Here is a 20955-nt window from a genome sequence, read left to right on the forward strand (position 1 = left end):
CCCGTACTGGACGTACTTGGGCTTTCGGCCGGTGCGGCGAGAGTGCGTGCCGGGCACCGCGACGCCGCGGACCTCCGTCAGACACCCCCTAGACGCGGTTCCCGCCGAACGGGCCGCCGAACGGGCCCGCGAAGCCCCAGTGCGTGATCAGCGCTTCGCGGTAGACCGGGTCGCCGAGGTGGTGTTCACGGTGGAACTCGGGGGCGGCCTTGATCTGTTCCTTGGTCCCCTCCACGTACAGGGTCCGGCTCTCGGGGTCGACGCGGGTCACCGCGCCCGCCGGTACCAGGACCTCCCTGCCGAAGATCCATACGCCGGTGTCGACCACCAGATAGGCGTCGCCGGCCTCGTCGTTGTGCTGGTCGACCTTTCCGATGCGGCCGTCCGTCGCCTCGACGGTGTAGCCCGCCAGGTCGGTGCCGGCCAGGTGGCCGGAGGTCGAGCGGAAACTCCACACGTGCTCTGTCACGCGAAACAGCTCCTCCGGTTCTGCGGGCGGCGGGTCGCTCCCGCGCATCACCTCCCCTGCCCGGTGGGCGAAGGCGTAACCACCCCCGCCGGTGCCGCGGACGGCGCATACTCGGACCATGGCTGACACCACCACAGTCGAGGTCGACACGGATGTCCACGACCGCCTCGCCGCGCTCGCCGCGGCCCGTGGACTGAGCCTGCGCGCCTATCTGGCCGCACTCGCGGCCGCCCAGGAGAACGAGGCCGCCCTCGCCCGAGCCGCCCGCGCCTTCGAGGAGGCGGTGGCGCGGCCCGGCTTCCGCGAGGGCTTCGCCCGCGACTTCGCCGTCTGAGGCCGGCTCGGTCCCCCGGCGCGGAGCCGGGCCGCGGCACCGTCCGCGGGGCCGCTCACGCCGAACGCGCCAGCTCGTCCGGGCCGACGCCGTGGGCGAAGGGGCGGCCTTGTGCGTAGCGTTCCACCTCGTCGACCGCCCAGTGGGCCATGCGGGTCAGCTCGTTGCCCAGGGAGCCCGCGATGTGCGGGGTGAGGAGCACGTTGGGCAGGGTGAAAAGGGGTGAGCCCGGCGGGGGTTCTTCGGGGTCGGTGACGTCGATGACGGCGTGGATGCGGCCGGTCCGCAGTTCGGCGACGAGGGCGTCGGTGTCGACGAGGGAGCCGCGGGCGGTGTTGACGAGGGTGGCCCCGTCGGCGAGGCGGGCGAGGAGCCGCGCGTCGAACATGTGCCGGGTCTCGGGGAGTTGCGGTGCGTGGATGGAGACCACGTCGCTGCGCGAGACGAGCTCGTCCAGCGGGAGCGGGGACACGCCGAGGGCCGCGGCCTGCGCGGGGCCCACGTACGGGTCGTACAGCAGTACGTCGAGGTCGAAGGGGCGCAGCAGCTCCATCACGCGGCGGCCGGTGCGCGAGGCGCCGACGATGCCCACCGTGCGCCGGTAGTTTCCATGACCGGCGAAGTAGGACAGGAGTTCGTACGCCGACTGCTCGCGGCGGTAGCGGCGGGCGCTCTCCAGGACCCGCTTGTTCGCGAACAGGATGGCGGCGAGCGTGAACTCGGCGACGGGCCGGGCGTTGGCCTCCGCCGCGGAGGAGACGGTGATCCCCCGCTCCCACACGGCCGGGGTGATGTGGTGTTTGACGGACCCGGCGGCGTGGACGACGGCCCGGAGCGCGGGCAGCCGGCGCAGGGCGTCCTCGTCGAGCAGCGGGGAGCCCCAGTGGGTGAACAGGACCTCGGTGCGGGCGAGCAGCTCGGGGTCGGCGGCCCGGTAGTCGGTGACGACCAGCGCGGTGTCGGTGTCCGCGACGCGGGGCAGCCGCTCGAGCGCGGCGGATTCGAGGAGGGTGCGGTGGATGGCGGTACCCATGGCCAGCACGGTGCGCGGGGGTCCGGCCGCGGCCGGGTGCCCGGGGTGGTGGACGGGTGCGGTGGTGGTCACGTCACTTCACCGCGCCCGCGGTCAGGCCCGAGCGCCAGAAGCGCTGGAGGCAGAGGAAGGCCACGGCGAGGGGCAGGACGGAGACCAGGGAGCCGGTGATGAGCAGGGCGTACTGCTCGGGGTACTGGGACAGGGTGGCGTTCCAGTTGAACAGGCCGAGTCCCACCGGGTAGAGCTCGTGGTCGTTGAGCATGACCAGCGGGAGGAAGAAGTTGTTCCAGCTACCGGTGAAGGAGAAGAGGAAGACGGTGACGAAGGCGGGCGTGAGCATCGGCAGGGCGACGGAGCCGAAGATGCGCAGTTCGCCGGCGCCGTCCATGCGGGCCGCCTCCAGGGTCTCGCGGGGGACGTAGCCCTCGGAGAAGGTCCGGGAGAGGTAGACGCCGAAAGGGCTGACCAGGCCGGGGATCAGGATCGCCCAGTAGCTGTTGACGATGCCGACGCGGGAGGCGAGCAGGTACATGGGCAGGGAGATGACGGTGGCGGGGACCAGCAGGCCGAGGAGGATGAAGCCGTACAGCTTCTCCTTGCCGCGGAAGTCGTATTTGTCGAAGGCGTAGCCGGCGCCGAGGCTCAGCAGGGTCGAGGCGAGGGAGCCGAGGACCGAGTAGACGAAGCTGTTGAGCAGCCAGCGTCCGAAGATGCCGTCGTTGTACGTGAAGAGGTCGCCGAGGTTGGCGAAGAGATGGAAGTCGCCGAGGCTGAAGCCGGGCTTTGCGAAGAGGTCCGCGTTGCTCTTGGTCGCGGCGAACAGCAGCCAGGTGAGCGGCATCAGGGTGTAGCACGCGATCAGGGCCAGCAGGCCGTTGACGGCAGCCTTGGAGGCGAGGATCCGGCCGCCGGTGCGCGGGCGGCGGTCCGGGTGCGGGGGGCGGCGCGGGGTGCCGCGCGGCGCTGGGTGCGTGGTCTTGTCCACGGTGAGGGTGCTCATGCTTCCTTCCACCGGTTGCCGAGCCTGGTGACGACGAAGGACAGCAGGGCGCCGAGCAGGGCCAGGATGAGCGAGGCCGCGGCGGCGATGCCGTAGTCGTGCTTGGAGAAGGCTGCCTGGTAGATGAACATCGTCGGGGACCACTCGGGCGACAGGGCGGTGGCGTCGTAGCGGAAGGTCTCCGGCTCGGTGAACAGCTGGATGGCGCCGATGCAGGTGAAGAGAGTGGTCAGGACCACCGAGGAGCGGATCATGGGGAGTTTGACCGACAGGGCGGTGCGCAGGGCGCCGGAGCCGTCGACGGTCGCGGCCTCCAGCGTCTCGCGGGGAATGGCCTGCAGGGCCGCGTAGAAGATCACCATGTTGTAGCCGATCCACTGCCAGGCGGTGGCGTTGGCCATCGAGAAGAGGATCGCGTCGTCGCCGAAGAAGTCGGCCCGGACGCCTGCCCACTGGAGGAACTGGTGGACGGGGCTGAGGCCCGGGGTGTAGAGGAACACCCAGATGATGGCGGCGATCAGACCGGGCACCGCGTGCGGCAGGAACGCGGCGAGCTGGAAGAACCGCCGGGCGCGGGCCAGGGCCGAGTCGATGAGGAGGGCCAGGGCCAGGGCTCCGCCGATCATGACGGGGATGTAGACGGCGCAGTACGCCGCGATGTGCAGGAAGCCCTGCTGCAGGGCGGGGGCGGTCACCGCCCGGACGTAGTTGTCGACTCCGCTGAACAGGGTCTGCGTTCCGCCGAAGCCGAGGCCGGAGGACTGCTCGCGGAAGAGGCTCAGGTAGGCCGCGTACCCGATGGGCACGACCATGACGGCGAGGAAGAGCAGGACGAACGGTCCGACGAGCAGGGCGGCGGCGGTGCGTTGACCGCGTCGGCTGCGGGCTGGGCGACGCGTGCTGCTGGGGGCGAGCGGTGCTGCCACCGGGGCACCTCCGGGGCGGGGGAAGGACGGGCGGACGAGGGAGTGGGGGAAGGCCGGGGCGGGCAGGGGCTCCGGGAGGGGCCCGGGGCCGGCCCGCCCCTCGTCGCCTACCGAGCGAGCTTCAGGCCCCGGTCGTCGATCAGCTTCTCGGCCGCGGCCTGTGCCGTGTCGAAGGCGGCGGCGAAGTCGCCGTCCTGGGTCTTGGCCAGAGCGGCGACGAGCTGGACCGAGGTCGCGTTGTGGACCGGGCTCCAGACCCAGCCGGTGGCGATGTGGGGAACCTGCGCGGAGGCGGTGGCGTAGATGTCCTGGCCCCCGAAGAAGGTGGTGTCGAAGGAGGCCTTCGCCGTCTCGCGGAGCGCCTCGTCGGCGGGCATGGCGCTGGAGGTGCCCGGGCTCAGCCGGGCCTTGACGGCCTCGGGGCTCGTGGTGGCCCACGTGACGAACTCGGCGGCGGCCTGCGCCTTCTTGCTGTCCTTGATGACCGCGAAGGAGGAGCCGCCCACCATGCCGACCTTGCCGTCGCCCCAGCCGGGGAGGGCGACGGAGGCCCATTTGCCCTCCTGCTTGGCCTGTTCGGTCTTCAGGCTGCCGGCGCTCCAGGAGGCGCCGAGGCGGGTGTACACCTTGTTCTCGGAGGTCGCCTTGGTCGATTCGGGGCTCCACGCCTTGTGGTTGAAGACCAGGTCGTTCTTGACCAGGTCGCCCCAGTACGCGGCGACCTTCTTGGTGGCGGCGTCGTTGATGTTCACCTTCCAGGCGTCGCCATGCGTCCCGTACCACCTGGCACCGGCCTGCTGGGCCAGGCCCGCCCAGGTCGCGGCCTCGTCCCCCCAGAAGGAGGTGATGCGCGCCCCGGGGTCGGCCTTCTTGATCGCCTCGGCCGCCGTTCTGAACTCCGCCCAGGTGGAGGGGACTGCGATCTTGCGCTGCTCGAAGAGGTCCTTGCGGTAGTAGAGCAGCTGGGGGGCCACATCGAAGGGCGCCGCCCACTGCTTGCCGCCGAGGGTGACGAGGGCCTGGACCTGCTCGGGCTGCTTCTTGACGGTGGGTCCGAGGAGCTTGGAGGAGTCGGCGAGCAGTCCCTGGGTGACGAGGTCGGGGAGGGCCTGGTACTCGATGTTCATCACGTCCGGGCCGTTGCCCGCCTTCACCGCCGCGGCGAGCTTGTCGTAGCCGCCGGCCAGGCCCGCGGGCACCTCGGCGAACTTGACCTTGACGGTGTCGTGGCTCGCGTTGAAGGCCTCGGCCGTCTGCTTCGTCCCCGGCATCCAGGACCAGTAGGTGATCTCCACGGGCTGGGCGGCGCTGCCGCCGCCCGCGGCCTTGCCCGAACCGTCGCCGCTGCCGTCGCCACAGGCGGTGGCCAGAAGTCCCAGGGCGGCGAGGCAGGCGGTGGCGGCGGCGGCGATGCGGAACGAACCTGAAGTGCGCGACATGGCACAGCTCCTACGGGGCCTCGTACGGAAGGAGTGGGGTGAACGGGCACCATCGTTTGTCCGAAACCGATCACAGTCAAGGGTGAACGCACATAACAATCGTAGAATCAGCGGCTTTACGTGTCGCTTCGATCGAGATGGTCAATACGATCAACCCGGCGGGCAGAGGGCGGCTTCCAGCCAGTAATTGAGCTGCACCTGACAATTCAAGGTCCCTGTGCGACTCTCCGTGACGCACTCCCGCGAGGCCTCCGGGCCCTCGCATACCCCCACAAGGACGTGGCAAGGAGGAGCGACATGAGGCACATCCCCACGCTCACGGGACTCGCCGCACTGGCGATCGCGGCAACCGTCGTCGGAACGTCGGCGGCGATCGCGGCAGGACCCACGGTCGACCAGAAGGTGGACGGGGTCATCGTGGTCGCCGGCAGCACCTGCACCTGGACCAACGCGAGCACCAGCGCCGTCCCGCCGAACGCCCTCACGGTCGACCGCACCACCATCAACGCACCCGGCGGCAACCTCACGTGCAACGGCGGCATCAGCGCCACCCTCAACAACAATCCCGCCTTCACCTTCGACGACGCCGCCGCCGTGGCGAAGACGGACGCCATCGACATCACGGGCCGGCAGAGCTTCATCTCCTGCCGGTACAAGGCGACGAATCTCGTATGGGACCGGAGCGAGACCACCCGCAAGTACGTCAACCGGCCCTTCACGGCCACCAAGACCTCGGGCAGCTTCCTCTGTCCGGGATCGGTCACCACCGCGGCCGGGGACGCCTCCATGCTGTTCCACTGAGCACCGGCCCGCGTCGGCCCGGCCCCCTCCGCGGCGCACCTGTCGGGCGGGGCCGGGCCCCCGGCCACCCGCCCGGCCGGGGCCTGCCATGAGGCGCCATCAGCCGTACCGTCCCGACCGGCGGTTCGAGGTTTGCACGGGCTTGATCCGAAGACCTAGATTCTCGCCACATGAGCATGTCACGCAGGACGATCATCAAGGGCATGGCCGCCGCGCCGTTCCTCACCGCGGCAGGCGCCGCCCTCACACCCGCCACGGCCGAGGCGGCCACCCTCACCCCCGGCCAGTTCACGCTCGCCGAGCGGACCTCCAACGCCTCCGGCCCGTTCGCGGACCACATCGCGGGCCTGGCGCAGGTCCTGCCCCGCGCACAGATATCCGACGTGCTGGCCGTCGCCAACCGCTCGGCGACCCGCCTGTCCTCGGCCCCCGCGGGCGTGGGCGGGTTCTCGCACGGCTTCACCTGGAACCCGGGCGACCAGGACGCCATCGAGTGGATCCCGCAGGGCACCACCACCAGCGCGGACGCGCTCGGCGCCGGTCTGTGGCCGGCGGGCGGCAAGCGAGTGGTCCTGGTCTCCTGGTACTTCGAGACCGACCCCGACGACAACGGCATCGACGACTTCCCCCTCGACAAGGGCATACGCGTCAGCTTCGTCGATTACACCTCGGCCGGCGCCCCCGTCTACCGGCACGTGCTGCTGGTGGAGCCCGTCCGGGGACCCGGCGGCACCTTCACCTACGAGCCGGTCCGCAAGCACGCCGGCGGCATCATGTGGTACGGCAACCGGCTGTACGTCGTGGACACGTACAAAGGCCTGCGGGTCTTCGACATGGACAGCATCCTGGAGGTCAGCACCGGCCTGCCGGACGCCTGCGGACGCCAGGCCGACGGCAGTTACCACGCCTACGACTACCGCTTCGTCCTCCCGCAGTGCGGCGCCTACGACAACACCGGCACGCTGCTGCGCTTCTCGGCCATCGGCCTCGACCGCGCCTCCAGCCCCGACAGCCTCACCATCAGCGAGTACGCGGCCAGCCTCACCAGCCCCGTCGTGGACTACTCGGGGACCGGGTGGAACGGCAACGGCACGAAGGTGGACCTCCCCAAGATCGTCCGCTGGCCGCTCGACTACACGACCCGCAAGCTCGCCTCCACCACGGCCACCGAGGCGGTGACGGTCAAGCAGGGCAAGATCCAGGGCGTGGTCTCGCGCCAGAGCAAGCACTACCTGTCGCAGAGCAACGGCCCGTCCTCCAACGGCCATCTGAAGACGGTCGCTTCGGGCACCGACACCCCCTCCACCGTGGTCCGCCTGGGGGTCGGCAGCGAGGACCTGAGCTTCCACAGCGGCACCGCCGCCGACTGGGCCTACCGCGAGTCCGTGATCTGGAACCTCAGTGAGTACGCGGGCCGGCGCGATGTCTACGCGGTGTTCGCCGACGGCTCCTGAGGCGGCTTCCGCGCCGCTAGTGCCAGGCGCGGCCCCGTGGGGTGCGCCCGCTCTTCTCCGGTCAGTCCACGAGCGGGTGTACCTCCGGGTGGGCGTCCCACCAGTCCTTGTGGAACGCGTGGTTGCCCACCCCTGCCACATAGGCGCGGGCCGCAGCGCGGTAGAGGAGTTCCGCCTGGCCGGCCGAGACCGCGGAGCGGTTCCACGCCAGGCGGATCCGGCCGGTGACCGGGGCCCCGGCCAGGGGGCGCATCACCGTCCCCGCGACCGCCGGGGCCGTCGGCTGGCTGAGGGAGACCGCGCGCCCCGCCGCGATCAGGTCGTAGTGCATCTTCCGGTCGGTGATCCGGTAGCGCAGTGACGGCACGAACCCGGCCTTCGCGCAGGCGGCGACCAGGGCCTCGGGCCCGCCGTCGTCGTCCTCCACCAGCGTCATCCACGACTCGCCGGCGAGGTCCGCGAGGCCGATGCACTCCAGGCCGGCGAGCGGGTGCCCCGCCGACAGCCGGATGCAGAAGGGCTCCTTGGGGATCAGCGTGCGCGCCACCGCCCCTTCCGGGAGCGGTACCTCGTGGTCGTTGACCTCGCCGTACACGATGGCGTCGTACCGCCCCGCACCGAGCATCCGGGCCAGCGCGGTCACCGAGTCCTCCAGGTCGACGGTGATCTCCTGGCCGGACATCGACCGGTCGGTCTCGGCCAGCAGGCCGTCGAGCAGGACGAGCAGGATGCAGCCCAGGCGCAGCGGGGTGCCGGCGGCGTGGGCACGCGCCTCCGCGCCCAGGGCCTCCATCTCGCTGAGCACGCGGCGCGCCTTGGCGAGGACGAACTGTCCGAGCGCCGTGGGCTGCACTCCGCCCCGGCCCCGCACGAACAGTTCTCCGCCCGTGACGCGCTCGATGCGGCGCAGCTGGGCCGAGAGTGCGGGCTGGGACACTCCGAGCCGCCGCGCCGCGGCCCCCAGGCTGCCCGCCTCGGCGATCCGGCAGACGGCTTGCAGATGCCTCAACTCCAGCTGCATCCGGGCAGCGTACGCAGCGCGCCCCCGCCGCACCATAACGCCGGCCTTATGCCTGCCGGGATGTCCCATTCTCGTCATGTTCACGCTCATACTCGGCCGCGAACGAGCACGCAGTCCCCCATCCCCCCACACGATCGGAGTGGACGTTGCATCCCACCAGATGGACGGCGACCGTGGCAGCGATGGCGCTGGCCGCGAGCCTTGCCGGCACCCTGGCCGGGACGGCATCGGCAGCGCAGCAGGCGCAGCCCGCACCGTCCCCGCAGGACACCCCGGCCGCCCGCGCGGTCGCCGCCGCGGACCGGGCCGTCGACAGCGGACTCGACTCCCTGGTCAACTCCGCGCAGGAGCAGTACGAACGACGCCAGGTCACCCCCTGGGTCAAGGACCTCTTCTCCGTCGCGTACGAGCGCAGCTACCGCGGTCTGCCGGTCGTCGGCGGCGACGCGGTCGTGCTCGCCGACGGCGCGGGCAAGGTCAGGGCCGTGCAGTCCGCCTCCGCCGTACGGATCGAGGTGGCGACCCGGCCGACCGTCAGTGCCAAGGCCGCCGAATCCGCCTCGCGGGCGAAACTGGCCTCGGTCGACAAGGTCGACAGCAGCCGGCTGGTCGTCCGGCTCAAGGACGACAAGCCGGTCCTGGCCTGGGAGACCGTCCTCTCCGGCCGGACCAGGACGGCGCCGAGCACACTGCACGTCTTCGTGGACGCGCGCAGCGGCGCCGTCGTGGACAGCTACGACGACGTGGTCGCCGGCAGCGGCAACAGCAAGTGGAACGGGCCGGGCCCGCTCACCATCGACACCACCAACTCCGGCTCCACCTACACCCTGCGCGACCCGAACCGCACCGGGCTGAGCTGCGCGGACTACAGCACCGGGACGGTCTTCACGAAGTCCTCCGACTCCTGGGGCACGGGAAACCCCACGAGCAAGGAGACCGGCTGCGTCGACCTCATGTTCGCCGCCCAGAAGCAGTGGGACATGCTCGGGCAGTGGCTGGGCCGCAACGGCGTCAGCGGCAACGGGCGCACCTTCCCCGCCAAGGTCGGGCTGAACGAGCTCAACGCGTACTGGGACGGCAGCTCGGTCACCATCGGGCGCAACAGTGCGGGCGAGTGGATCGCGGGTGTGGACGTGGTGGCCCACGAGTACGGGCACGCCATCGACAGCAACACCCCCGGCGGGACCGGCGGCCAGGAGGCCGGGCTCGGCGAGGCCACCGGGGACATCTTCGGGGCGCTGACCGAGGCGTACATCAACCAGCCCGCCCCGTACGACACCCCGGACTACACGGTCGGCGAGGTCATCAACCTCCAGGGCCGGGGACCGATCCGCAACATGTACAACCCGCCGGCCGTCAACAACGACCCTGCCTGCTACAGCTCGGCGATACCCGGCACCGAGGTGCACGCAGCGGCGGGTCCCATGAACCACTGGTTCTACCTGCTGGCCGAGGGCACGAACCCGGGCGGCGGCAAACCCGCCAGCAGCACCTGCAACCAGTCCACGCTGACCGGGGTGGGCGTGCAGAACGCCGGCAAGATCTTCTACGGCGGCATGCTGCTCAAGACCAGCGGCATGACGTACAAGAAGTACCGTACGGCGACGCTCGGTTCGGCCAAGTCCCTGGACACCACCTGCGACCTCTTCCACAAGACCAAGGCCGCCTGGGACGCGATCAGCGTCCCCGCCCAGGCCGGTGACCCGACCTGTACCCCGAGCGGACAGAACAACGACTTCTCGATGGCGCTGAACCCGTCCTCGGGCGCCGTCCGGCAGGGCGGTTCGGTCACGACGACGGTCGCCACCAGCGTCACGACCGGTGTCGCCCAGTCGGTGACCCTCACCGCGAGCGGCCTGCCCGCCGGGGTGAGCGCCTCCTTCAGCCCGGCCACGGTCCAGGCCGGCCAGTCCTCGGTGCTGACGCTGACCGCCACCGCCAACGCGGCGCCCGGCGCGTCCACCGTCGTCGTCAAGGGGCAGGGCACCGCCCTCTCCCACACGGTGGACTACGCCCTGAACGTCGGCGGGACCCAGCCCGGCAACGACCCGCCGAACATCAGCGTCGCCAACGTCCAGGCCCACCTGGCGCAGCTGAACGCGATCGCCTCCCAGAACGGCGGCAACCGCCGGGCGGGCAGCGCCGGTTACTCCCAGTCGCTGGCCTATGTGAAGGGCAAGCTGACGGCCGCCGGGTACACCGTCACCGAGCAGAACTGCTCCTCGTGCACCTATCCGTCGAACAACCTGATCGCCGACTGGCCGGGCGGCCCCGCCGACCAGACCGTCATGTTCGGCGCCCACCTCGACGGTGTCGCGGCCGGCCCCGGCATCAACGACAACGGCTCGGGCTCCGCGACCCTGCTGGAGAACGCCCTCGTCCTCGCCCAGCAGAACCCCACCATGACCAAGCACGTCCGGTTCGCCTGGTGGACCGACGAGGAACAGGGCCTGAACGGCTCCGAGTTCTACGTCAACCAGCTGAGCGGCGCCCAGCGTGCGGCCATCAAGGGCTACTACAACTTCGACATGGTCGGTTCGACCAACGGCGGCTACTTCGTCAACAACCTCAACTCCGCCACCGCGGCCCCGCTCAAGGCGTACTGGACCTCCCTGAACCTCGCGCCCGAGGAGAACACGGAGGGCCAGGGCCGCAGCGACGACTACTCCTTCCAGCAGGCGGGCATCCCCACCTCCGGCTACGCGGCCGGCGCCGGCGCCCGCAAGACCTCGGCGCAGGCCGCCAAGTGGGGCGGCACCGCGAACGCGGCCTACGACCCCTGCTACCACAGCTCCTGCGACACCACGAACAACATCAACGCCACGGTGCTGGACCGCAGCGCCGACGGCGTCGCCTACGCCCTGTGGAAGCAGGCCGTCGGCGGCGAGACGCCCGCGCAGGACTTCTCCCTGTCCACCAGCCCGTCCGCGGGCACGGCGGCCCCCGGCGGCTCCACCTCCGCCACGGTGAACACCCAGACCGTCAGCGGCGCCGCCCAGACGGTGGCCCTGTCCGTCTCCGGCGCCCCGGCCGGGGTGAGCGCCACCCTGAGCCCGTCGTCGGTGCAGTCCGGCACCTCCTCGACGCTCTCCGTGCAGGTCGGCGCGAGCACCGTGCCGGGCACCTACACCCTGACGGTCACCGGCTCCGGCACCGTCAGCCACAGCACCACCTACACACTGACCGTCAGCGGTGGGGGCGGCACCTGCACCCCGCGCCAGCTCGTGGCCAACGGCGGCTTCGAGAACGGCAGCAGTCCGTGGACCGCGACCGCGGGCGTCATCACCAACCAGTCCGGCCAGGTCGCGCACTCCGGCAGCTACATGGCCTGGCTGAACGGCTGGGGGTCCTCCCACACCGACAGCGCCTCGCAGTCCCTGACGATCCCGTCGGGCTGCGCCTCGTACCGGCTGTCCTTCTTCCTCCACATCGACACGGAGGAGAACGAGAGCGTCGTCTACGACCGGTTCACCGTCTCGGTGGGCGGCCAGACCCTGGAGACCCTCTCCAACCTGGACGCCAACTCCGGCTACGCGCAGAAGACGTACGACCTGGCGCGGTTCGCCGGGCAGACCGTCAGCCTGAGGTTCGAGGGCACGGAGGACCAGTCCCTCCAGACGTCGTTCGTCGTGGACGACGTCACCGTCCAGGTGAGCTGACCGGGCGCCGACCCATCACCGGGCTCCTCCCCCGCCCCGGGGGGGGAGCCCTCCGCGTTGCCGCACGAGCGCCCGGGGAAGGTGCCCGGCGGGCCCTAAGGCCGCCCGCCCTTCGCGGCCTTCCCGGTCTCGGGGGCGATCAGGGCCGTCATTCCGGGGTCCAGTTCCGAGCCGTCCACGAGCAGGGCCTCGACCGTACGGGTGTCCGGGTCGATGTCGGCCTCCATGCCCTCCCCGACATAGCGCGGGTAACCGGAGGCGCCCGTGGTACCGGTCGCCTCGACCACCGCCGATCGCAGGGGGTGGTCCGCCTGGGGGGCGCCGCTCCGGTTCTTGACGTGCTCGGGTACCAACAGGATCTCGAAGCGCTGCGGCTCGGTGGTCATGTCCCGACGCTAGACACGGGCGCGCGGGGCATGCAAGAACCCGTGGGCCCTGCGGGGAGCACGGCGGGCAAAAGTCACGAGGTCGGCTCTGCGACGAGCCGGGCCGGCCCCTCGCCCGCGCACGGCCCGGCGTACTCGCCGACGGAGCCCCGTTGGAGTGTTCCTGACGGGCCCTTCACGTCAAAGAGCCTCTCGCCCGGACGGCGAGAGGCTCTGTGACGTGAGGCCCGGTGCCCGTCCCGGCGGCCTGGGGGCCACCGCACGCCAGTGGAATTGCCGGACCATCGGATCCGGGTGGAACAAGCCGGGGCCCCGTGGGCACTCGCGCGGGCGTCGGAGGCCCCGGCTCGAAAAGGGAACTGCGTCAGCTGCCGGCGGAGAGGTTGCCGGACAGGACCGGGATGTTGCTGAGGATGTGCGAGAGCGGCTCGTCACCCTTGGCCTGGGTGGAGTTCTCGGTGCACTGCTGGTTCATCGGGTTGGACAGGACGTTGATGTCCTGGACGCCGACGTTGACCAGGGCGAGGATCGACTGGGCGTTGACCTTCGCCGGCAGGCCGATGCAGGGCTTGTTCAGGGTGCCCTGGACCAGGCCGAGCTGCGGGCTGAGGTCGCCGCCGGTCTTCTGGTTGCCGTAGATCTGCGCGGCGTGGTTGCCGTTGACGGTGTTGATCCCGTTGTCGTTGCCGATGGCCATGGCCGGGGCCGCGGCAGCGGCACCCGCACCGACCGCGGCAGCGGTGACAGCGGCGGCGGTCATAATCTTCTTGATCATCATTGGTCCTTCTCTTGCACGAGTGCACGGTGGTGAGCGCCTTGATCAACGCCCGGCCTCGCCGCAGGTTGCGCGGGTTCACCCGATCAGCCCCACGACGGGGCCCGAGAGGCAGGTTTACGCATGGTGGCCGCACGGTATGTCACGGAATTGACCGATGCGTTGGAGCGGTACGCGGACCGGCCCGCGATCGGTGTGGGGCCCGCGGTCATGTCGTACGCGGACGTCCTGCAGGACACTTTCCGGTTGGCCGGGGTGCTCGCGGAGGCGGGGGTCGGGCGCGGATCGGGGCTGGCGTGCGTGGCGGGCCGCAACCGGCCCGAGGTCCTGCTGGTGCGGCTGGCCGCGCACGTCCTGGGGGCACGCCTGACCCAGGTCATCGCCGGACCGGCGCTGTTCGGGCTGGAGTTCGTCCTGCGCGACTGCCGGCCCGACCTGGTGCTGCACGACACGCCCGTCCCGGACACGGGCACGCCCCGGCTGGGACTCGATGAGGTGCTGCGACGCGCAGCGGGCCGCGAGCCCGTGGCGGTGGACGTACGGGCGCGGGAGGACGACGTGGCCCGGGTGACGTACACGGGCGGGACGACGGGACTGCCCAAGGGGGTGGCCTCCACCTTCGGCGCGATGGCCGCGCGCAACACCGTACGGGCGGCGGACTGGGCGGACCCGGTCTACCTGTCGGTCACCTCGCTGGCGCAGCGGTCGGGCGGGCGGTCCCTCGAGCAGCTGCGGGCCGGGGGGCGGGTGGAGGTCCTCGACCCCTTCGAGCCACGGGAGTTCGCGGCGGCCTCCCGGCGGCTGGGGCGGGTGTCGACGTACCTGACGACCTCCATGGTGTACCGGCTGCTGGACGATCCCGTGACCGCCGCGGGGGTGCCGGGGCTGGAGGCGGTGTCGTACGGGGATTCGCCCATCCTCCCGGCGCGGCTGCGGGAGGCGGTGACCCTGTGGGGCGGACGGTGGCAGCAGGGCTACGGCATGAACGAGGCGGCGGTGATCTGCCGGCTCACGCCCGCGGACCACGCCGCCGCGGTGGGCGGCCGCCCGGAGCTGCTGGCGTCCGTGGGGCGGCCCGTGGCCGGGGTGGAGGTCGAGGTGCGCGACGGGGACGGAGCCCCCGTGCGCGCCGGGCGCACGGGGGAGGTCTGGATGCGGTCGGGGGCGATGATGGCCGGGTACTGGGGCCGGCCCGATCTGACGGCGTCGGCACTGCGGGACGGCTGGCTGCGGACGGGGGACCTCGGGCACCTGGGGGAAGACGGCTACCTGTACCTCGACGACCGCGTGAAGGACGTGGTGATGGTGGACGGGGACAACATCTACTGCGTGCCGGTCGAGGCCGCGCTCGCCGGGCACCCCGCCGTGGCCGAGGCGGTGGTGGTGGGCCGGCACAGCGACCTCACCGGCGAGGAGGTCTGCGCCTTCCTGGTGCCGGCACCGGGCTGCGCGCCCGGCGACGCGATCGCGGGTGAGGCCTGCGACCTGGTGGAGCGGAACCTGTCACGGGCGCACCGCCCGACCACCGTGTTCTGGGAACGCACCATCCCCCTCACCGCCCGTGGCAAGCCGGACAAGCGCCGGCTACGGGAACTCGCAGCGGGCAGCTGAGCGGGGGGAGGGGTTGACCCGGACAGCGCGAGCCGAGGTCGGCGGTGCGGGCTGAGCGCGGCAGCGCAGGCGGAGGCCGGCAGTGGAGGCAGAGCGCGGCAGCGCAGGCGGAGCCCGGCCGGCTACGCGGCGGGTACCACCGAGGCGCGTATCGCCGCGGCCCACTCCGCGAGCAGCATGGCGTGCCGTACGCGTTCGGCGTCGGACAGGCGGCCTTCGGCGCGGGCGAAGAGGCCGCGGATGTCGGCGTTGATCTCGGCGAGGGGACGCTCGGGGGTCGGGTCGTCAGGGGTCGGGCTCACATGATCAAGAGTAGGCGGTGTCACTGACAACGCTGACCGCCGTCCGACATGCGGACGCCCCGTGTCCGTGATCAGGACCCGGTGTCCGCCTCCGGCGGCTCGCCCACGGGGTGGACGACCACGGGGTAGTTCGGCGCACCCTCGGGCAACGGGCAGGCATGGGCGCGCGCCGCGATATCGGCGGCCCGGGCGAAGTCCGGGACGTCGACGATCCAGTACCCGGCGATGACCGCGCTGGTCTCGCCGTACGGCACGTCCGACACGTGCGGTGTGCCGTCGGCCCCGGCGGTCACCAGCCGGGCCTGACGGGGTTCGGCGAGCCCCTGGCCGTCGACCCACTCGCCCGACGCCGCCAGCTCGGCGTTCAGCGCTCCCATGTGGTCGAACATCGCCTTGAGGTCGGCCGCCGACCAGGCCGGACTGTCGCCGCTCGCCTTGCCCGTCATGGCCTCGTAGTCGGCCTGCTTCCCGAGGACCATCAGCATGTACTTCATGGGTGCCACTCCTTCCGCCCGCCGGCAGCGGTCACTCCCATTCCGACACACGGACGGTGCCGGCGCGAGACGGCACGAGACGGCACCCCACCACACGACCCGCGCCTCCCGAGGACCTGCGGGCGCCGATTACGCTGCCCCCATGAAGATCATCGACCTGGAGCCCGGCGACGCGCGGCTGACCGACGACCTGCTCCCCGTACTGCTCGAGCTGCGCCCCCACCTCACGGAGGACCTGTTCCGCGCGGTCCTCGCGGAGGGGCAGAGCCAGGGGCTGCGCTTCACCGCCGCCTACGACGGGGACGGCGTGTGCGTCGGCGCGGCCGGCTGGCGGATCGTCGCGAACACCTGCCTGGTCCGCAAGCTCTACGTCGACGACCTGGTCACCGCCGAAACCGCCCGGTCCACCGGCGTGGGCCACGCGCTCCTCGCGCACCTCGAGGAGCACGCCAGGGCCGCCGGCTGCACGGCCCTCACCCTGGATTCCGGCACCCAGCGGACCGATGCGCACCGCTTCTACTTCCGCGAGCGGATGGCCGTGACCGCCTTCAGCTTCGAGAAGCCCCTCACCTGAGCGGGGGGCCGGTGGGGGCGCGGCGGCGTGACCGAACCGTCGCCGCCCCGATGCCTGACCGGCCTCGTACGCGCGCGACGTGCTTGTTAGGTTCCTCCTTCAGCTGACCCGGAGGAGACCGATTCCCATGCCCCCATCCGCCGAGCGCCGCCGGGCCCTCACCGCCGCGGCCGCGGCCGCCGTGCTGCTGGCGAGCCTGACCGGCCTGACCGGATGCGGGGACGAGGACGGCAGGAACCCGGCGGCGGCACCGTCCTCCGGTTCCGCCCCGGCTTCGGCGCCGGCGCGGGAGTCGGCCACCCCTGCGGAGGCGTCCGCCTCACCGGCGGCCTCCGCCTCCCCGCCGCCGTCCTCGGCCCCCTCCCCGTCCGCCCCGCCGGCCCCGCCCGCCCCTGCCACGACGCGCGCCCCCGCGCCGCCCGCGGCGCCGACCCGGCTGCGGGCTGCGGTCGAGACCCGCGGCGGCGGGCTCGCCCTGGTGCGCGGCGGCGCCGCGCAGGAGTTCACCGTCACCCTGCGGAACGGGAACTCCGCCGAGTACCGGCATCTGCTGGTCGTCTTCCAGATGGAGCCGCTCATCGGCGAACCCGGCGACCACCCCGGCAGCGGACCGGGCTTCCTGCTGGAACGCTTCGACGCGGCCTCGGGCGCCTGGCGCCCGGCCGCGCTGCGCATCGCCACCGACCACATGCCCGAGTCGATGTTCACCGGCGGTGGGGCCCTCGCCCGTGAGGGCGTGCGAGTGGAGCGCTACCGGCTGCGGGCGACCGCGGGCGGGCCGGCCGGCAGCAGCCCCCTGGTGGTGGCCTTCATCGACACGGACGCCCACCGGGAAGCCGCGGCCCACGTGGTCCTGGCACACACCACGCGCTGACCGAACCGCTGACGGGCTCGCCCAAGGAGAGCGCCGCGGTACGCCAGGCGGCGGTGACCGCGCGCCGCGCCTGCTCCGTCGCCTCGGCAACCCGGTCGGGCAGGTGGAGCGGCGAGCCGATGTGCACGTGGAGCCCGGGCCTGCGCAGCGGTGCGGTCAGGGCTCCGGCGAGCTGCTTGGTGCGGCCGCCGGAACACAACCGGCGCGCGCCCGCCTGGCCCACGGGTACCACCGGGGCGCCCGTGGCGGTGGCGAGCCGGGCCAGGCCGCTGCGAAAGGGCCCCGGTGCCGACTCCCCCGCATCGCGGCGGCCGGGCAGTCCGCCCTCCCCGTAGAGCAGAACGCTGCGGCCCGTGGCGAGGGCGACGGCCGCGGCGTCGAGGCAGTCGGCGGCGCGGTGCGTGCCGCGGTGGACGGCGATGTGCCCTTCGCGCCGCAGCGCGGCCCCGAGCAGCGGCACCCGCCACAGGCCGCCGGTGGCCATGATGACCGGCTCGATCCCGTACCGGCGCAGCGCGGCGACCACCACCGCGGGATCGGCGAGGGAGGTGTGGTTGGCGACGAGGATGCTGCCCTCGGCGGGGCGCGCCCCGGGGTCGGCGGTGACCGTGAGGGTGCCGAAGGCGGGTACGAGGGCGGCGGCGAATCGGCTGAGCATGGACGGCCCCGTTCGGATGGCGCGGTGGTGTGGGGTCCATCGTCGACCGCTCTCGGGGGCGCGGTCATGAGTACCGGTACTCACCGGGTGCAGGCGAGGACCCCACCTCGCCCCGCCCCACCGCGTCACGGTCTGGGTGCGGGCCCTGGCACACGCTCTCCGGCGGACGCGGCCCCGTGAAGCTCATCGGCGACATCCGCGAGCGGATCGACGACGACCAAGTGAACGCCATCGGCAGCGCGATGTCCGATTCGACCGTGAAGACCTCGGCCTCGTACACGTTCTGCGAGGGGGTCGACTCCGTCACCATCCCCTGCCGGCCGCGAGCAGGGCCCGCCCTCTGCGCCTGCCGTTCACGGCCAACACCGCCCGGCCCGCGGGCAGGTGTCCGACCTGGAGGCGTACTCCCCGAAGACCGCGGGGAATATGACCAAACGGTCACAGCTTGCCGCCGGGGGAACGCCCCGCGCCCCCCGGCCATCTAGGCAACCGGCGCGGCTCCGCGGAGGGCCGCGCCGGTCGTATCGGCAAGACCGGCGGCAGCCGGGTACGAGGGGCAAGGCGGGGCTGGGATGAAGGCGACAGCGGTGGCGGGCGGTACCCCGGACAATCCGGAGACCGAGCAGACGAAGACCCCGGCCGAGCCCGAGTCCGGGACCGCACCTCGGCCCGGAGCCGAGACGGGGGCAGAGTCCGCGTCGGGGACCGAGGTTGAGGCGCAGGCCGCGCCTGAGGCCGAGGTGGACGCGGAGGCCGGTACCGCAGCGCACGCCGGGGCCGGGGACCGGGCCGGGACCGAGCCCGAGGCGGGCGCCGAGGCCGAGGCTGCGGCGCCGGCAGTGGCCCGCCCTGAGGCCGACGCCCAGCCGGACGCCGACGTCGAGCCCCGAGCCGGGACCGAAACCGAGGACGAGCCTCACGCCGAGGCCGGGCCGGAGCCCGAGCCCGAGCCGGAGCCCGGGGCTGAGGCCGATGCCGGGGTCGACCCCGATGCCGAGGTCGACCCCGAGACCGATGCTGCCGACGCCCAGCCCGAAGCCCGGGCCCACGCCGAGACCGGTGCTGCCGACGCTCCGGCCGGTGCCGACGCCGAAGTCGACGCCGCCCCTCGGCCCGAGCCCGGCGCCGAGGCCGAGGCCGAAGCCGAGACCGAGCCCGCCCCCCAGCCCGAGCCCGGCGCCGAGGCCGAAGCCCAGGCCACGGATTCGGCCGAGGCCGCACGAGAGGCGGGGGCCGGGCCTGACGGCGAGGTAGAGGCCGAGCCTGAGCTCAAGGCGGGGCCGGAGGCCGGAGCCGGGGCCGGTGTGCGCCCCGGGGCCGGGTCCGGTGCCGGCGCGGCCGAAGGGCAGGTCGAGGCCAACGCCGAAGCCAACGCCGACGCCGAAGGACAGGTCGAGGCCGACGCCGAAGCGGGGACGGCCGGGTCTGAGTCCGCGGGGCCCGCCGAAGCCGGGACGACCCGGCGGGTGCCCTCCTGGGCGCGAGCGGCCGAGGCCGACTCCGAGCGGACGAGCCAGTTCGTCGCGCTCAAGCCCCTGGACGCCCCGGCACCGGTCGCCGCACCCAGACCCGGGCCGGCCCAAGTCGCCGCACCCGCCCGTAAGCCCGTCCCGGCCCAAGCCCCCGCCCCCGCCGCCACACCCGGCCCCGGCGCCACCCAAGCCCCCGTCCCCAAGCCCAAGCCCGTCCCGGCCCAAGCCCCAGCACCGGCCCCCGCGCCCAAGGTCACCCCGCCCCCGGCTGCAGCGGCTCCGCTCGAGTTGCTCGCCGAGCTCACCAACACCGTTGCCCCGCCGCGGACGCCGCGCCGCAACGCCCTGCGCCGCGTCGCGATCTGGACCCCCGTCCTGCTGGTCCTCGCCGGCGGGTTCGCCGGCGCTCAGCTGCTGCGCCCCCTGCCCGCCCCGAAGCTCGTCGCGGCCGAGACCGGCCACACCGTCGACGGGCGGTTCTCCATCCCCTGGCCCGCCAAGGGGCAGGGCGCCGTCCGGGTCTCCGGCTCCGGCGACATCGGCACGTTCGGCGAGCAGAAGCCCGTCCCGACCGCCAGCGTGGCCAAGGTGATGACCGCCTACGTCATCCTCAAGAGCCATCCGCTGAAGAAGAACGACCCCGGCCCCGCCATCAGGGTCGACGCCAAGACCGTGGCGGACGGCACCGCCGAGCACGAGTCGCGCATCGTGGGGCTCACCGCGGGCACCGAGTTCAGCCAGCAGGACATGCTCAAGATGCTGATGATCCCCTCGGGCAACAACGTCGCCCGCCTGCTGGCCCGCTGGGACACCGGCAGCGACTCCGAGACGGCGTTCGTGGAGAAGATGAACGCCGCCGCCCGCGAACTCGGCATGACGAACACCACGTACACCGACCCCAGCGGCCTGGACGCGGGCACCGTCAGCACCGCCACCGACCAGCTGAAGCTCGCCGAGGCCGTCATGAAGGACGAGGCGTTCCGCGCGATCGTCGCTCTGCCCAGCGCCACGATCAAGGGACTTCCCCAGCAGCTCCTCAACAACAACGACCTGCTCACCGCCCAGGGCCTGAGCGTCAGGGGCATCAAGACCGGCTCCAGCACGCCCGCCGGCGGCGCCCTGATGTGGGCGGCGTACAAGTCGGTCGGCGACGAGACCCCGCTGATCCTCGGCACGCTGATGGACCAGCGGGTGGACGGCCCGGATCCGGACGCCGTGAACAGCCTGGCGCTGGTGAAGACGAACAGCAAGAAGATCATCGAGGCGGTACGGGCGGCACTCGCGTCGGCCCCGGTCGTCCGCAAGGGCGACACCGTCGGGTACGTCGACGACGGGCTCGGCGGCCGTACGCCGCTGGTGGCCACCAAGGACCTCAACGTGATCGGCGTCCCGGGCCAGCAGTTCGCCCTCGACCTCGCGTCCGGCGCCCCGAAGCTGCCGCACACCGCCAAGGCGGGCACCGAGGTCGCCGCCTTGACGGCGGGCGACGGCGAGGGGGCCAAGAGCGTGCCGGTGGCGGTCGGCGGCCCGCTCTCCGAGCCCTCGTTCGCAACCAGGCTCACCCGCCTGCGCTGACCCGGGCGGCGGGCGCTCTTCTCCAGGCGAATTCTGTAGCGGTGCTCAAAATCTCGCTTTCGTCGGTAGTCTTTGAACATGAGACCTGCAGCGCC

19 protein-coding genes are annotated in these 20955 nt (G+C 72.3%); 8 read left to right on the forward strand and 11 right to left on the reverse strand.

The window, feature by feature from the left end:
- Window positions 1-88: 88 nt before the first annotated feature.
- Window positions 89-469, reverse strand: a complete 381-nt coding sequence (locus tag AB0D44_RS31715; protein WP_362597486.1) for a PRC-barrel domain-containing protein — start codon at window positions 467-469, stop codon at window positions 89-91.
- 118 nt (window positions 470-587) lie between these two features.
- Between AB0D44_RS31715 and AB0D44_RS31720 the strand changes: the two genes are divergently transcribed.
- The gene (locus AB0D44_RS31720) at window positions 588-803 is read left to right on the forward strand and encodes an antitoxin MazE7 (RefSeq protein ID WP_362597489.1); all 216 of its coding nucleotides are present in this window, start codon (window positions 588-590) and stop codon (window positions 801-803) included.
- Window positions 804-858: 55 nt separating this feature from the next.
- Here AB0D44_RS31720 and AB0D44_RS31725 read toward each other — a convergent pair whose 3' ends face one another.
- The 4 genes from AB0D44_RS31725 to AB0D44_RS31740 all read right to left on the reverse strand — a co-directional run bounded on the left by AB0D44_RS31725 (window position 859) and on the right by AB0D44_RS31740 (window position 5204).
- A complete protein-coding gene (locus AB0D44_RS31725; protein ID WP_362597535.1) occupies window positions 859-1836 on the reverse strand; it encodes a hydroxyacid dehydrogenase in 978 nt (325 codons plus the stop codon).
- 73 nt (window positions 1837-1909) lie between these two features.
- Entirely contained in the window at window positions 1910-2839 is a 930-nt protein-coding gene (locus AB0D44_RS31730; RefSeq protein WP_362597492.1) for a carbohydrate ABC transporter permease, read from the reverse strand.
- Window positions 2836-3765 carry a sugar ABC transporter permease gene (locus AB0D44_RS31735; protein WP_362597495.1) on the reverse strand — a complete coding sequence of 310 codons (930 nt, stop codon included), beginning with the start codon at window positions 3763-3765 and terminating at the stop codon, window positions 2836-2838. The genes AB0D44_RS31730 and AB0D44_RS31735 overlap by 4 nt, the downstream gene beginning before the upstream one ends.
- Before the next feature lie 107 nt (window positions 3766-3872).
- Window positions 3873-5204, reverse strand: a complete 1332-nt coding sequence (locus tag AB0D44_RS31740) for an extracellular solute-binding protein (protein ID WP_362597498.1) — start codon at window positions 5202-5204, stop codon at window positions 3873-3875.
- Window positions 5205-5501: 297 nt separating this feature from the next.
- Here AB0D44_RS31740 and AB0D44_RS31745 point away from each other — a divergent pair, with 297 nt between their 5' ends.
- Complete coding sequence (locus AB0D44_RS31745; protein ID WP_362597501.1) at window positions 5502-6005, forward strand: hypothetical protein; 504 nt, start codon at window positions 5502-5504, stop codon at window positions 6003-6005.
- 170 nt (window positions 6006-6175) lie between these two features.
- The gene (locus AB0D44_RS31750; protein ID WP_362597504.1) at window positions 6176-7459 is read left to right on the forward strand and encodes a hypothetical protein; all 1284 of its coding nucleotides are present in this window, start codon (window positions 6176-6178) and stop codon (window positions 7457-7459) included.
- A gap of 61 nt (window positions 7460-7520) precedes the next feature.
- Here AB0D44_RS31750 and AB0D44_RS31755 read toward each other — a convergent pair whose 3' ends face one another.
- Entirely contained in the window at window positions 7521-8480 is a 960-nt protein-coding gene (locus tag AB0D44_RS31755; protein WP_362597506.1) for a LysR family transcriptional regulator, read from the reverse strand.
- A 182-nt stretch (window positions 8481-8662) separates the two neighbouring features.
- Between AB0D44_RS31755 and AB0D44_RS31760 the strand changes: the two genes are divergently transcribed.
- Window positions 8663-12139, forward strand: a complete 3477-nt coding sequence (locus tag AB0D44_RS31760) for a M28 family peptidase (RefSeq protein WP_362597537.1) — start codon at window positions 8663-8665, stop codon at window positions 12137-12139.
- 95 nt (window positions 12140-12234) lie between these two features.
- Here the strand turns inward: AB0D44_RS31760 and AB0D44_RS31765 are convergent, their stop codons facing one another.
- Both AB0D44_RS31765 and AB0D44_RS31770 read right to left on the reverse strand, forming a co-directional pair.
- Window positions 12235-12525: a hypothetical protein gene (locus tag AB0D44_RS31765; protein ID WP_362597509.1), complete on the reverse strand. Its 291-nt coding sequence runs from the start codon at window positions 12523-12525 to the stop codon at window positions 12235-12237.
- A 364-nt stretch (window positions 12526-12889) separates the two neighbouring features.
- On the reverse strand, window positions 12890-13300 hold the full coding sequence (locus AB0D44_RS31770) for a rodlin (protein ID WP_362597512.1): 411 nt from the start codon (window positions 13298-13300) through the stop codon (window positions 12890-12892).
- 150 nt (window positions 13301-13450) lie between these two features.
- On the opposite strand from AB0D44_RS31770, the gene AB0D44_RS31775 reads away from it, so the two are divergent.
- A complete protein-coding gene (locus AB0D44_RS31775; protein ID WP_362597515.1) occupies window positions 13451-14911 on the forward strand; it encodes an AMP-binding protein in 1461 nt (486 codons plus the stop codon).
- Between the two features lie 122 nt (window positions 14912-15033).
- Here the strand turns inward: AB0D44_RS31775 and AB0D44_RS31780 are convergent, their stop codons facing one another.
- The gene (locus tag AB0D44_RS31780; protein WP_362597518.1) at window positions 15034-15213 is read right to left on the reverse strand and encodes a hypothetical protein; all 180 of its coding nucleotides are present in this window, start codon (window positions 15211-15213) and stop codon (window positions 15034-15036) included.
- Window positions 15214-15284: 71 nt separating this feature from the next.
- A complete protein-coding gene (locus AB0D44_RS31785; RefSeq protein ID WP_362597521.1) occupies window positions 15285-15707 on the reverse strand; it encodes a YciI family protein in 423 nt (140 codons plus the stop codon).
- A gap of 142 nt (window positions 15708-15849) precedes the next feature.
- Between AB0D44_RS31785 and AB0D44_RS31790 the strand changes: the two genes are divergently transcribed.
- A complete protein-coding gene (locus AB0D44_RS31790; protein ID WP_362597524.1) occupies window positions 15850-16281 on the forward strand; it encodes a GNAT family N-acetyltransferase in 432 nt (143 codons plus the stop codon).
- Between the two features lie 127 nt (window positions 16282-16408).
- Window positions 16409-17155, forward strand: a complete 747-nt coding sequence (locus AB0D44_RS31795; protein WP_362597527.1) for a hypothetical protein — start codon at window positions 16409-16411, stop codon at window positions 17153-17155.
- Here the strand turns inward: AB0D44_RS31795 and AB0D44_RS31800 are convergent.
- Window positions 17091-17813 (reverse strand): lysophospholipid acyltransferase family protein, encoded by a 723-nt coding sequence (locus AB0D44_RS31800; protein WP_362597530.1) that lies wholly within the window; start codon window positions 17811-17813, stop codon window positions 17091-17093. The genes AB0D44_RS31795 and AB0D44_RS31800 overlap by 65 nt on opposite strands.
- 572 nt (window positions 17814-18385) lie before the next feature.
- Between AB0D44_RS31800 and AB0D44_RS31805 the strand changes: the two genes are divergently transcribed.
- A complete protein-coding gene (locus tag AB0D44_RS31805; protein WP_362597533.1) occupies window positions 18386-20860 on the forward strand; it encodes a serine hydrolase in 2475 nt (824 codons plus the stop codon).
- The last annotated feature ends 95 nt before the right edge of the window (window positions 20861-20955 follow it).

The sequence above is a fragment of the Streptomyces sp. NPDC048349 genome (assembly GCF_040651925.1).
GTDB lineage: Bacteria > Actinomycetota > Actinomycetes > Streptomycetales > Streptomycetaceae > Streptomyces.